At 22.1% G+C, this 16867-nt stretch carries 2 protein-coding genes and 1 pseudogene; all 3 read left to right on the top strand.

Annotation, left to right across the window (positions count from 1 at the left end):
- Positions 1 to 2442: 2442 nt before the first annotated feature.
- Positions 2443 to 4677, top strand: a pseudogene (mrcB, locus tag K0T98_RS01040) (bifunctional glycosyl transferase/transpeptidase); the annotation flags it as partial.
- Positions 4678 to 9194: 4517 nt separating this feature from the next.
- The gene (topA, locus tag K0T98_RS01035) at positions 9195 to 11792 is read left to right on the top strand and encodes a type I DNA topoisomerase (RefSeq protein WP_225639562.1); all 2598 of its coding nucleotides are present in this window, start codon (positions 9195 to 9197) and stop codon (positions 11790 to 11792) included.
- Positions 11793 to 15724: 3932 nt separating this feature from the next.
- Complete coding sequence (gene dksA / locus K0T98_RS01030) at positions 15725 to 16180, top strand: RNA polymerase-binding protein DksA (RefSeq protein WP_225639561.1); 456 nt, start codon at positions 15725 to 15727, stop codon at positions 16178 to 16180.
- The last annotated feature ends 687 nt before the right edge of the window (positions 16181 to 16867 follow it).

Genomic DNA, 16867 nt, shown 5'->3' with positions numbered 1-16867 from the left:
TTAAATGTTTTTACAGATCACATGCTTAAGTAGTAACATAATAACTACCTTTAAGTAGTAGGTGTAATATTATTTAAAAAAGAGATTAAAAATTTTATATACTAATACTGCAATTATATTGCATATGTATTAAATACTATCTCAATAATTTTATCATTTATTCTAGAATATAATACAAAATAGCAACCTACCTGAATAAAGTAGGTTGCTAATATAATATTACTTACTTTAACAGAAATCATACAACTACTAAAAAAATAGTAGCATAATGAATACGCAAGAAATTATTGTCTTAATAATATTAAGAAACTTAGAATAATATATATTCTTTTGATACATTAATAAATGTAATTAATTACATAGATTTTATACAAAAAGAAGTAAAATTAAAAAAGTATAGAACAAATTTATGTACGGTTATCTATCCATATCTTTTATATTTTATAATAATTTTGCATTGATTTATCATCTAAAATAAATAATATAAAAAATAATAGTTTTGTGATTTTTCAAATATTCATAGATAAATCTATATAATTTAATTAGTAACACTAAAATATACGAAGATACTAATCAACAAATTAATTAGGGAAATATTTAAAAAAATAATATTAAAATTTCATAATTTACTACAATCTATTTGTAGTATCATTTTACTGATAAAAATATTTTAATTATTAAATTAAAACACTAACTACTATGACTTACAAAAACACTTTAAAATTGAAATATTAATTATAAGAATATAACACTTGATCAATAAGTGATTATAAATATCGTAGCATTACTCATCTGTAAATATTTTATTTATCTATTTTATTTAGTTTTATAAAAATGATTATATAATCATAAATATATTCTTTATCTTAATCATATAAAAATCTATATAGGAATATTAAATTTTTTAGATTATAAGATAAATTTTCTTATTGTTATATTATATTTATTACATACTGAGTGTACAATAAAATATTAAAATACAGTAATTATTAGATATGAAAATAAAAAATACAATTTAGTTATGTTGTATAACGTTGAACTTAAAATATTTTTCTAAAAGGGTAAACATTTTAAATGATAGTACTAATAAAAAATAAAATATTAAATAAGTTATAGTTCGCAGAAAATATAAAATAGATAGAATATTAAAATAAAAATTCATCTCTTAAAATATACTTATAAATAAAACTTTAAATACAAACTTATATTATAAAACTTTTTATCTCAACAAGTAAATTTAAACTAGGGTTATTTATCTTTCTAAATATACTAATAATAACAAATTACATAATATAGCGTAAAATATTGTATAAATAGACCTTTAAGTAGATAAGAAAAAATGAAGTATATAATTATCTATATAATAGTTTTTATGAAAATTTTTAAAAAATAAATAAATAGTTTAATATATTAATATTACCCTAAGTTTTACTTAATAAAAATAATAAATAACCATATTAGTCAACATAATAAGTAAAAATATGTTGTTATGTAGTTGAGAAAAGTAAATAATAATGAATTTAATAAATGTTAAACCATTTAATAAAAATGTTTATAAACATATTACTATATAAACCTAGATCATTTATAAAAATACAATAAGAGCTTTTCTATATTTTATATATATTATTAATAAATTAAAATATATTTTTATTATATGAAAATTATATTTTATATCTAATTCTATAAATGATTTTAATATTATTATTTTTTGCTAAAAATAATAATAAGGGTATATCGCTAATTAATGAATTAGTATTTAGTAATAGTTATATAAATAAAGTTATAATTAATAATTAATATATAAAATATAATTTACCCATAAAGACTTATAATTAAGTATTATATTAATATTAATATCAGTGATATTAATATAATATAAGTGATAAATATTTCTGTTTTTATTTAAATTATATATCTCTTTCTATTGTATATTTAAATATCTTTATACTAAAATTGTATATGTTTTTGAATAAGACAGTTAAAGATTTTTAAACAAAAAACATTTATAAATATGATGATATATTAGAATAAGAATGATTTAATAATTTATTCATAAAATGAGTATAGTTTTAAAACTAAATAGTAATAAGGATTATATTCTTAGAATAAGCGGTAATAAATGACTTAAACTCCGTATACAAACACTACATTATATGAGTAAAAAGATAATAGCAGTTTACTGTTAAATTAACTAACTCACTTCTCTTCTCTAAATAGAAAGGTTTTAAATATTGTGATAATTAATCATGATTACCTTTATAACGTTTTATAAAAAATAAGATATAAAAAAATACAATACTAAGAATAAAAATAAAATAAATATAATTATTATAAAAAGATAGAGAGGTTTATTTGGTGCACGAAAAGTTAAAAAAATATTGTTACTATAAATTAGTAAGATTTCTAACTAAGATTTCATTAATAATCTTAATATTATCAATAATTTATGGTTTCTATCTTGATCAAAAAATATGTAAACGCATTAACGGTAAAGTATGGAAATTACCTGCTATAGTTTATGGTCGTATTATAGACCTTGAACCTGACATGTTTTATAGCAAAAAAGAAATAATTAATTTATTAAAAGGAATTCAATACCGCCAAGTTAACTATATTACAGGTCCAGGAGAATTTTCTGTAAATACTAATTATATTTATTTATTGCGACGTCCATTTAATTTTCCTAATGGTAAAGAGAATCAAATAAGTGCACGTTTAATATTTAATCATGATCGCTTAATTCAGATACAGAATATGGATAACCAACGTCAATTTGGATGTTTTCGTTTAGATCCTCGCTTAATCACTATTTTAAGCACATCAAATAGAGGACAACGTATCTTCGTACCACGCAGCGGATTCCCAGATTTATTAGTATATGCGCTAATAATAACCGAGGATCGTCATTTTTATGAACACGAAGGTGTAAGTCTTTATTCTATTGGACGTGCTATTATTGCTAATATTCATGCAGGACATACAGTACAGGGTGGAAGTACCTTAACTCAGCAGTTAGTAAAAAATTTATTTTTAACAAATAAAAGATCATTCTGGCGTAAAATAAATGAGGCTTATATGGCATTAATTTTAGATTATCGCTACAGTAAAGATCGAATATTAGAACTGTATTTAAATGAAGTTTACCTTGGCCAATGCAGTAATAATCAGATACACGGTTTTCCATTAGCGAGCTTATATTATTTTGGACGTCCTATTAATGAATTAAGCCTTGATCAACAAGCATTACTAGTAGGTATAGTAAAAGGTGCTTCACTGTATAATCCATGGCATAATCCTCAATTAACATTAGAACGTCGCAATCTAGTGCTTAAGCTGCTAGAAAACCAGCACTTAATTAATAAAGATATATACATGATGCTAAGCACTCGTAATTTAGGTATACAACCAAAGAATGGAGGTATAATTTCCCCACAACCAGCATTCATGCAAATGGTACACCAGGAACTAGAAAAAAAAATAGGGAACAAAATAAATGATTTATCTGGTACTAAAATATTTACTACATTAGATCCTGTATCACAAAATGCCGCCGAAAAAGCTGTTGAAAATGGTATTTTAGATCTTAAAGAAACGTGTCAAATCAATGATCTTGAAGCAGCAATGGTAATAGTTGATCGTTTCAGCGGTGAGGTAAGAGCAATGGTGGGAGGTGCCAATCCTCAATTTGCTGGTTTTAATCGCGCTATGAATGCTCGTCGCTCCATTGGTTCTCTAGCTAAGCCATCAACTTATCTCACTGCACTCAGTAAGCCAGACAGATATAGCCTGAATGCATGGCTAACAGATCGTCCTCTTTCGATTAAACAAGCAAATGGAAGTATTTGGCAGCCTAAAAATTATGATCGTAGGTATCGAGGACAAGTAATGTTAATTGATGCCTTAGTTAATTCTCTTAACGTACCAACAGTAAATCTAGGTATGTTATTAGGGTTAGATCAAGTTATTGCAACCTTACATAACCTTGGTATTCCTAAAAATATAATTAATCCGGTTCCATCTATATTGCTTGGAGCTATAAACCTTACACCAATTGAAGTTGCACAAGAATATCAAACTATCGCAAGTAGTGGTAACTTAGCACCTCTATCATCAGTACGTTCTGTAATTACTGAAGATGGAACCATATTATATCAAAGCTTACCTCAAGCACAACGCGTGGTACCACCACAGGCTGCTTATCTAACACTTTACGGTATGCAACAAGTGGTAACTAGGGGTACTTCACGCTCTCTAGTTACACAGTTCGGTAACTATCATCTAGCTGCAAAAACAGGTACTACCAACGATTTACGTGATAGTTGGTTTGTTGGTGTGGATGGTAAGGAAGTCACTATTACATGGATAGGACGTGATAATAATGGCCCAACTAATTTAACCGGTGCTAATGGTGCTCTCACCTTATATCGTAAATATTTAGAAAACCAGACCCCACTACCCTTAAATCTTATACCTCCAGAAGGAATTACTAATATGAATATTGATAAATCAGGCAACTTTATTTGTAAAAGTGGGAATTTTCTTACCATTCCTGTATGGACAGAAAATCCAGAAAGATTATGCACACCCAGTAATACAGAGGAACTAATTAAAATGCCACAAGTAGTTATAACAGGAGGTTGGATTAGTGATATTGTAAATACACAGGATAATTAATTACTAAAATTATATTTAATTAATAATACAGTTATTAATAATTTGTTACATTATTAATAAATAATAAGTCTAATAAGACAAAAGTATTTTTTCATTATTAATAAATTAATATCTAAAAATAAAAATATCATCACCTATAATTTAAATCATTCATTAAGTATAAATGAGTATAATATGTATAAATTTTAAAGAGAAGTAAAATTCTATATACTTAAGATAGATTTTAAATCTATATAACAAAATTTTTTTAGTTGAATGAAGTTTATAAACACACTTCTATTAATGATCAGTAATATGTGAATATATTTATGCCGAAAAAATCATGTAAAACATTTTAAGTACTACCTAACATATTTATAATAAATAAAATGTGAAGTCAATAAGGTATTTATTTACTAACATAATTATTTAATAAGTAATATTTAATATTATATTAATAATAAATATAATTTTATTATATAATATATTTTGCTCTAAGTAATAAAATTAAGTCTAATGATTACTTTAACAATTAATATAATATATTCTATAAACCTAAATAATGCATAAATTTTTTATCTAAAACAAGATACAAAAATATAGTATAAAATACTAATAATAAAAAACAAAAAGAACTAATTAATATTTAATTATAATAAAATTCATTATATCATTCGATGAATACAATAAAAGTTCAGCATTTAAAGTGTTATTAATACACTTATAGTATGTAGTATAAGATATATATAGTTAATATATAGTAATATAACACTAAGCTATATTTAGCTTGACTTCAATAAAAGGATAAAATACTATTAATATAAGTAATAAAAAATATTTTTTGTCAATCCTAATATTTTATGTTTATTTTTGCTATTTTTTGTTTATTATGATGAATTTAAAAATAAGATCAGATTAATTTTACTTTAAAATATCATTAATAACCTCTGTCATTATGCTGTAATTACTCCATAGAATTTTAATTCTATTCATATTAATAATATTTTATTAATACAATCTTTGTATTAATAAAATATTTATTGCTCTATAATTAACATTATATAGTTAAATTAATTGGTAGATGAAAAAAATTTAAGAGTAATATTTAGTATTATATTTTAAAGGTATGTTTATATTTACTTATAAAATTTTTTTAATAAAAAATAATTACTAATTATAACCTTATACTACCTAATATTATATGAAATATTTTTAATATACTAAATAAGTAAGATATTAAGATCTAATACTTTTATAGTTCGTAAACTATATTAAATTAAAATTTAAATTTTTAAATTCGGTAAAATATATATCTGATAATAAGTATATACATTATTTCGGTTATTTTATCATCAACTCAGTAAAAACTCTCCTTTATACTAAAATAATAATAATTGGTTTCAATATACATGAAAAAGAAGATTATTCACTCTATAATGAAGAAGAGCATTCATGATTTTTATAGCTTTAGAATAGACGGAAATAATCTTAAGACTTTTAGTATATTAGGGTAATAGCAGAAAAACGTGGATATGATGTGAGTTAAACTTAAATATAGGTTATCTATTCTTGAAAGCTCATATAGAAAAGACTACTTGATATTTATTACATAAATAATACTAATCATGGTAAAAAACACCACTTAGTATTCATAATTAATATAATTATGAATTCTCGCATAACTTTATTGAAGCTGTCTCAATTAAAGAGAGAATATAATAATTTTATATTACACTCACATAAAATATATCTTGTAAACTTAAATCTAAAAAAGAAAACCTTAATATTTTAACACTGGACTACTTATATGTTTATAAACTTAAATATAATTGCTTTTATTTAAATATTTTCATTAAAAATAGTATAAAGACATTAGAGAGATAAAAGACATTTAAATAATTTACATTTTATCATAATAAAAATTAAGTATATAATATTTTTAGTATTTTAACATATGTTGATTATAAATTTTTTTTAAATAATAGATATGCTAAACAGATAGAAGCTTTACGTTTACTTTATCTATATACTAAACATAAACTATCAAAAGAAATTATTTAATTTACACAACTAATTATACCCTAGATTGATTGAATCAATATTATAGGAGATCTATACAATAGAGGTGATATTGAAGTGAGTGTACATATAAAATTAGAGTGGTCGTCAAGGTGGTCAAGGACGTTTTATAATTTATAATGGTTACGACCTAAAAATAAAACTAGTAAATTTTATTGGAACAAATAACTATAGAAATAATATAACATATAACTAATGATAGAACATCATTATAGTATATAACTCTACATTAGTATTTTACTTTAATATAAAATATTATTTACTCTATAGTAAAATAATAATTGTTTTTTAATAGATTAGTATTTTAGTTAATTATTAGATATCTATCGGGATAGATTGTAATTAATTGATATTATACCCACCTAATAATATCGATATAAGATATCATCAAATAAAAACTACGCTTATAGTTAAGTAAAATTGCAACTATATTTTCGAAATATTTTAAATTACTAATTCATATTAATACATTTATAAAAAAATAACAAGATGAATACTTATTTATTTAAAATATAAAAATATTACTTTTAAAAGTAAAAGTAGATAATCTAAAAATAAAAGAGTATTACTCTAAATAAATGTGCTTATACTAAGATTTTATTTTCACCTTAATAACAGTGATATATATAAAACATATTTGATGTTAAAGATTACACTGTAAATTATATTTTTTATAAAATAATATCCGTATTCTTATAGAATAAGTATTCTATAATAAATATTATTTAATTATTTCTATACAGAGTATTAATTAATCTTTGTATAGAATACAATGCCATTGATTCTTTCTGACCAATAAACTCATTAATTTAATTATATTACAACCATATACCTACTTATAAGAAGTTATATAGGTAAAGATACCCATGTAGTTTTAATATACAAATACATTATTTATGAAATAAAACTCTTAGTACGTTTTATAATACATGCAGTAATATACTGCCTATAATGTAACTGCTTATAAAGAATAATTAAGCTTAGTTATCTATGCATATCTTGATTTAATAAAAATACAAAACAAATAATATAACATATAAAGTTATACATTTTAAGCGCTTAATTATAAAGTTAATAGAAAAATTAACTTAAAATCTAAAGATATATTATTATATTATTAATATTTTACATAAAGATTACTATTTGAATTATATTAGTCTAATTAATGTTTATTGTATAATCCTGATAATAAAATTTTAGGATATGCTTGAAATAATAGTATAAAATTAACCACTAAGATATCTACATAACCTGATAGTATAGATACAGATATAAGTAGCAAAACATATTTATAAATAACGTAATAAATAAGTAAAATATTTAATTAAATTATTAATAATTAAGTAGACTATTATAACACAGTAAAATATATAAATGTAATTACTTGGCTACAATTTTTTAAAAAATTTCAAGGTTGTATCTGGTTTATATAAAAAATAGATATAAAATAATTTATCATCACTATATTTATTAATATATTAAATATACTAGAATATATAGGACACGATCTTTTAACAATAAAATGGGTTCTCTAATAAAAATTACTTTTAGTTAGATTCAGACTACTACTGTGATACCTTGTATGATGGAGGTAATATAAATTACTTACTTAAACTATCCACTATACTTAATACAAATTAGATCATTAATAACAATCTACATTTTATAAATAGTAAAAAAATCTAAATAAAAGTACTAAAACATGAGTAATAAATAAGATTATAAATAATACCCATTAGTATATGATATATAATATCATAGCATAAATAATATTTTTATATAATAAATTAAAATCAAATAAGTATTTAATATTTATTATTTTCTATATAGTGCACTGAATAAATAATTTTTTAACATATCTAAGGTAGTATCTAGATATTATAATCTAACCCCTAATATAGTATTATAGAGTAATTTTTTAACCGTCTACATTATTTTAATAATAAATTTTATTACTGTATATTAGCATCGCTTATATAGTATATTATTTTTACTAATTATATTAATTATAATAATATAATTAGTCTTATTTTGATGTTAATGGATACTTAATGATAGAGTAAATTGTCACAATAAATTATAACTTATTATTATTCATAAATAAAATTGAAGGGATATCTCTACTTAGAGATTTAGGTTTTTTAAAAATCTCACATGATCCTTAATAATATATTTTATATATCCATTAACTATATTAATATATGATTATTATCATAAATTATATAAAATATATAATTTATTTAGCCAAAAATTATTAAAAAATTAATATTATGTATTACATTTTAATATTAATTATATTTTGTAATATATTTATAATATCTAGATAAAAGATAATGTATTATGATTTTTAAAAAAAATTATAAGAAATATATAATAATACAAAGTCTATGTATCAGTTATTAAGATAGCAGTCAGCAAAAGATTCTAGAGATAGAATATTTATTCAGGTAAAAATAATTATGGATAAATCTCTTGTAATAGTTGAATCCCCAGCAAAAGCAAAAACTATAAGTAAATATTTAGGTAAAAACTATATAGTAAAATCTAGCATAGGTCATATCAGAGATTTACCAACTAGTGGTTTGCTCAATCATAAAAGCACATCAACTGTTAAAGGTAAGGCAAAACTTAAGATTAAAAAGCATGAAAAGGAAACACTTATTAATCGTATAGGTATTGATCCCTATCACGGATGGAAAGCACACTACGAGATTCTTCCAGGTAAGGAAAAGATTGTTGATGAATTAAAAATATTAGCAAAAAAAGTTAACCATATTTATCTTGCAACCGACTTAGACCGGGAAGGTGAAGCGATAGCTTGGCACTTACGTGAAGTAATTGGAGGTGAACATAAACTTTACAGCCGTGTCTTATTTAATGAGATTACACAAAAATCTATCCAGCAAGCATTTAATAATCCTGGAGAAATAAATATTGATCGAGTATATGCACAGCAAGCTCGTCGTTTTATGGATCGTATAGTAGGATATATGATATCTCCGCTATTATGGAAAAAAATTGCTCGTGGTTTATCCGCAGGACGTGTGCAATCCGTGGCAGTTCGTTTAGTGGTAGATCGAGAATTTGCAATAAAAAAATTTGTTCCTGAAGAATATTGGGAATTACGTGCAAATTTACATATTAAAAATACACTCGCTTTACAAATGCAGGTAACTCATGTAAAAAATAAAATATTTAAACCGATAAATAACGAGCAGATCCAGATCTCTTTAAAGGAATTAGAAAAAGAAAGTTATATTGTATCTGATTATGTATATAAAAAAACTAGTAGTAAACCTTATGCGCCATTTATTACTTCTACTTTACAGCAAACAGCGCATACACGTTTAGGATTTAGTGTTAAAAAAACTATGATGTTGGCTCAACGTCTTTATGAAACTGGATATATTACTTATATGCGCACTGATTCAACAAATCTTAGTCAAGATGCTATGAATATGGTTCGAGATTATATAATTACAAATTTCGGTGCGCAATACATACCTAAAGAACCTTATATTTATGCAAGCCAAAATAACGCACAGGAAGCACACGAAGCTATTCGCCCGACTAATATGAATATCCTATCTTTTGAACAATTAAAAAATATAGGACCTGATGCGCAGAAACTTTACTATCTTATTTGGGATCAGTTCATATCTTGTCAAATGACTCCGGCAGAATATGATTCTACCACAATTTTAGTTCAAGCCGGTCATTATATGCTCAAGGCTAAATATCGTACCTTACGTTTTGATGGTTGGACTAAAATACTACCTCAGATCCTTAAAAATAATGAAAAAAATATTATACCGTTTATTAAAATAGGTAGTAATTTACTACTACAAAACTTATTATCACGTCAATGTTTTACTAAACCATTAATACGTTTTAATGAAGCGTCTTTAGTAAAAGAGCTAGAAAAGCGTGGTATTGGGCGTCCATCTACATATTCAACAATTATTTCGACAATTCAAGATCGTGGTTATGTGCGTATTTATCAACGTCGTTTTTATGCAGAAAAAATGGGAGAAATTGTAACTTATAGTTTACTAAATCATTTCCAAGAGCTAATTAATTATGATTTTACCGCCCACATGGAAGATGATTTAGATCAAGTAGCAAATGCTAAAAAAAATTGGCAAAATGTACTAGACAACTTTTTTCATAATTTTAGTAATCAGATGTTAATAGCGGAGAAAGATCCAAAAGATGGAGGTATGCATCTGAATAAAATGGTTATTACAAATATTTCCTGTACTGTTTGTAAGCGTCAGATGGGTATTCGTACTGCAAGTACCGGTGTATTCTTAGGATGCTCCGGTTATACAATAACACCCATCAAAAAAAGATGTAAAAATACAATTAATCTATTACCTGAATCTGAAATACTAGAAGGAGAAGATGTAGAAACAAACGCCCTACGCGCTAAAAAACGCTGCGTAATTTGCGGTACTGCGATGGATAGTTATTTTATGAATAATAGTAGTAAGTTACTTATTTGTGGTAATAATCCAACTTGCAATGGTTATAAAATTCAAGAGGGTAAATTTTTCATAAAAAACTATAATGATCTAATTCTTAAATGTAAAAAATGTCATTCTGAAATGCAAGTAAAGATAGGACGTTTTGGTAAGTATATAGCATGTACCAATACAGAATGTAATAATACTAGTAAAATATTAAGTAATGGTGAATTAGCTCCTCAATTAGAGGATCCCATTCCATTACCAGAATTGCAATGTATAGAATCAGATGCATACTTTGTTTTACGTGACGGATCTGCAGGCATTTTCTTAGCAGCAAATACTTTCCCTAAATCACGAGAAACACGCGCTCCATTAGTGGAAGAGCTAGCTCGTTTCAGGGGAAGATTACCTGCAAGATTTGTATATATGGCTGATGCTCCACAAAAAGATCCTAAAGGTAATAAAACAATAGTACGATTTAATCGTAAAACAAAAAAACAATATATATCTTCAGAGTATAAAGGAAAAGCAACAGGCTGGGCCGCATTTTTTTCTAATGGTAAATGGATAGACACCCTGTCGACTTAATTATATTATTCTCATATAATTATATTAAGAAGTAATATCATTATGTTAAAAAGTAATATAATTATATTTATGTATATGTTTGTCTTACGGCTCCAATAAAAAAATAGTATAAAATTCTTGTTATTTATTAATATATTAATTCGTATAGTAAAAATACTATTAGTATAGTATTAAAGGTGTTTTTTAGCATAAATTCATTAAATATCTTCTTTTCAAGATAATACATATAACCTTTTGATAAAATTATTTCCGCTTATATACAGATAATTTTTTTACTAATACTATGGTTTTAATAATCTTACTATTTCTATATTGTTAAATAAATTAAGGATATAAAATCCTAGTATGATTTGTATCAGATGAAATCTGATACATGTTAGATGTTTATTGTAAATATATAGCTACTTAATAAGACCTATACAGGTCTATCTAACAATTAAAATTAAAAAGATTATTAATATAATTTTAAAAAATTAGCTCTATAATACCTTTATAGTGAATAACATCAATTTTTACTATGTATTTTCAATTAAAAAATAATAAATAAATGTAACTAAAACTACCATTTAATTATAATAATTATTACGAAATTTAATATATTCTATAATTATAAGTAACTTAACTAGTATGTATTAATACTTATATAATATTAAGTATTATGTATTTATATAATTTATTAAGGCATTATTCTAGATATTTAATCTAATACGTAATATTAAATAGTTATTATATATACCATATAAGTTATTCTAGCAATAGATTTATCATAAGACCTGGATTACATAGTATATATTTTATCATAAATAAAATTTATACTATGTAATAAATAATTATATCTATATGTAAAATAGTACTAATTATGAATTATTTTATCAGAAGATTGATTAAAAACTGAAATTATATTAATAATAATATGTTTTTATAGAAAGTAGTATTGTTAACTAAATTTATTTTAAATAGAACCTACTTATAAATATTATTTTATATAAATATCTAATATTTTATGTTTTTTTATGATTAAAAATAAATAATTTCTATTATTAGAATATACTCTTTGTAAAAGAAAATAAAATATTTATATAATTATAGATAAAATAATCAGGATTAATAATATATTAAATAAAATTATTCTATATGTTGTATACATAGTTAAAAGGTTATTTAGTAAAACTAATAAATAAACCAGCTAATTCTAAAAAAATATTAAAATCTATAATTAAAAAATAAAAAAGTAAAACAATAAGATCATTTTTGAGAAAATCAATAGTAAATAACATAACAACGATTAATTAGCTATGTGATATAATAATAGGTGTTAAGAAAATTATTAGCAAATATAATATTAGAAATTAGTAATAACTTAAAAACTAAAATAATATATTTTAGTTTTTAAGTTAGCAAGTTGTTATATAAGGCTGTCAGCCATTGTAATTAATTTTATATATTTATACTGATTAAAAATATACATAATAGTAGCATATACTGAATATATGCTTAGAAATAGTATATTTTATTTATTTTAAAGCATTATGCAATAGTTTAAAAAACTAGTAATATCTAAGTATATTGGAATATAGTTTATTTATTTAAAACTGAATTATTTAGCAGTTAAAAATACTATAGAAACGTGTATTAATAAATAAAATTTGATAAATAATTATCATTATTGGATGAATATATTTTATCTAAAATAATATATTTTTTTATTATTACATCTTTAAAAGATAATAAAATAAAATATTATATTTTTTCTTCAATAAATTAAGTATTTATCTTAAAAATATAGTTATATCGCTAACTAATTACCTATTATGAGATATTTATAACTAATATAACTAAAATATATTCTAAGTTTATAAAATTCATATGGGTTATAAAATTTTTTTATATATAATATATATATTAAACACTACTTATTTATTAATATATAGTTACAAAGGATATATATAAACCGCAGAATAAAATCTATAAAATTAATTGATAATTAATAGTAATAAATAAATTTAATTATTAGTACTTACTTGAAATAATCTATTATAGATATTATAATATCTACCTATTAATATAATATCTCTTATTAAAATATAAATTAATATTATCTCTAGTGATGAGTACCCACTATTAATTTTATATTATTTAAAGTGGGCATAAAATATTTATAGTAATACATTAGTAACTAATAATAACAAAGCAGTTATTAGCATTAAAAGTACCATGAGATATATCATAATACAAAGTATTAAGAAAAAATATTCATATTTTAGATGTAAAAAATATTTTTAAAAATATATAAAACATATAATATAAATTATGATTATTATAATCTTTATATATTATCTAAATTAATTAAACTAACTAAATTATTTTCATTAAAATTGAATTGTAATTTTAAGAAAATTAACATTAGAATATTTTAATTTAATATATCTTAAATTTTAAAATATATTTCATTATCTCTATTTTTATAAAAAGAGATTTAATGAGCTATATTAATATAAAATGTTACATAACAGGTATTTAAAGAGATACTTATATAAACATAATGTAATGTTAATTTTTAATGATTAAAGTTACATACAATTATATTTTAATGTATAACAATAGATTTAAAATACTCAATTAATAAAAGAACATATTGAATACCTTTCGCTTTTATATTTCTAAATATACTAAATTATTGAATAATAAAAAATATATTTATAATTATATAGATATGAATATTAATTATATTATATTTTTATGTAATCTACATTACTAAATATAGTAAATATCAAATAATGTGATATTAAAATGTTAATATTTAGGATGCTATCCTTAAATAAATAGTAATTATTCAATATATAGCATAATTATACCTTATTTTACTATAATAAATAGTTAGTATGTGCTTTTAACAATATAAAAGATAAAATAGTATCATTTATTGAATAATCAAACTATTATAATATCCCAATTAATTTTTTATAAGCTAGGAATTTTACAGTAAAAAAACTAAATATTACTTTAGTGAATTTAATTATATAAAAAAATAGAGACAATATGTGTTTTTGCTTCTTTACTTTAATAAAATTATTTAATTAAACAATATAAATACTTTCTTGCTTATGCTCAACTGTAAAATAAAAGAAAAAGTATACTATATTATAGTAATGTAATTGTAATGACCGGATGCGCAATACCCAATGATAATATATAGTATTATTCTATATCCAATAATATTATATAATATATATCTAATATTAGGAACTAATCTGAACTAAACTATGAAGTTAGACTTGAGTAAATACTATACGATATAATAAGTTAATATAAGAAGTAATAAAAATCGATAATATAAGATTATTTATTTATAATAAAATATGTACTAAGGTCTAATACCACTAAGAAAAACATCCATAGTAATGTATTATGAAAAGAGAAGATATACTTAAATACTATATTGAAGTCAGATCTATTACCTTACTAGAACAAGTTTCTTGACATTCCTCTTAGAATAATTACATAACATGATTAAAAACATCTAAAAGAACTTATATATATCGTAAAAAAGATACTGTACAATACTTTTTGTTATATTATACAAAGACATTAACCAAGTAGTATTACTATAACATAGTAATGATGAATATTTTAAATTACTAAAAAATTCTGTATGCTTCATGTATAAATAATATATTATAGCACATATTTTAACTTAATAAAAATAGAGCTCTATCCATACTAACTATTCTATACCCCTAAATCAATAAAATGTTTTTTGATACAAAAAGTAATACACAAATTAATATATGGCTACATATATTAATATATCAATATGATAAAATAATACAATATATAATAATGATTAATAAGTTACACTACATCTATAATTTGTATAAAGCTTTATTTCCCTTTTAGGTTCTAAAATACTAATAATTTAAGAGACACATAATATGCAAAATAGACAAAATCGTAAACTATCATCCTTAAGTATTCTTTCTATTGCTGGAGTAGAGCCATACAAAGAACAGTTAGAAGAAGAATACATGAATGAAAAACAGATATTTCATTTTAAACGAATTCTTAAAGCATGGTATAATCAGCTTCATCAAGAAGTTGACCGCAATATATCCAATATACAAGACGAATCTTCTAATTTTCCAGATCCAGTTGACCGCGCAGCACAGGAAGAAGAATTCAGTTTAAAACTACGTAATCGTGATCGTGAGTATAAATTAATAAAAAAAATAGAACAAACTCTAAAAAAAATTGAAGCAAAAAATTTTGGCTTCTGTAAATGCTGTGGTATTGAGATTGGCATTCGTCGTTTAGAAGCAAGACCAACAGCTGATCTTTGCATAGATTGCAAAACTTTAGCTGAAATACGTGAAAAACAAATGAATGGTTAATATTATATTAATGACCTTCAATAAATTATATAATTATTGAGGGTCTTGATATTACTGTAGTTTACAAATTAAAAAAAATCAATTATATTATTTTATATAATAAAGATATATGAAATAAATTTTATAAAAAATCTAGATAAAATATAAAGATATTACTTGTTAAGTTTTTTAATCTCTTATAAAAAGTAAACTATAGCCAGTTTGGCTAAAGGTTATTTTTTATAGTTTATTATATAATATTATCTATATTGTAATATAGATAATCTCTGAAAATTATCGAAAATATTTAATAACAGACGTCAGATTTAATAAATTAAAATAAATAAGTAATAAAAATGGATTACAATATACTTCTATTTAGTATAGAACAACTTGTAATACTATTAATAATAACAAACTGCTGTAAAGATTTTATCTTTATGGAACTAACTCTTAGCTAGTTATATCAAGAAGAGCATAAACCCCTACTATTTAGTATTATAAAAAATATTACAAAACTACTATCTTATTAAATTGTTAGGATGATCTTACTATAATTCTATTTAATAATAGTATATTAAAATCTTGTTTTATATAAAGCTCTACGATATATATCCATTAATAATTACTAATACATCAAAATTACCTCATTTTAATATATTATATAAATATACAAATAAATTTTATATGTACACTTAATTTATTAAA

This window comes from Candidatus Profftia sp. (ex Adelges kitamiensis) (assembly GCF_020342455.1).
In the GTDB taxonomy this organism is placed as follows: domain Bacteria; phylum Pseudomonadota; class Gammaproteobacteria; order Enterobacterales; family Enterobacteriaceae; genus Profftia.
This window is presented reverse-complemented; position numbering and strand designations above follow the sequence as displayed.

Excerpts from the sequence above, each read along its gene's own strand:
- topA (WP_225639562.1), top strand. The coding sequence starts at position 9,195 with ATGGATAAATCTCTTGTAATAGTTGAATCCCCAGCAAAAGCAAAAACT.
- dksA (WP_225639561.1), top strand. The coding sequence starts at position 15,725 with ATGCAAAATAGACAAAATCGTAAACTATCATCCTTAAGTATTCTTTCT.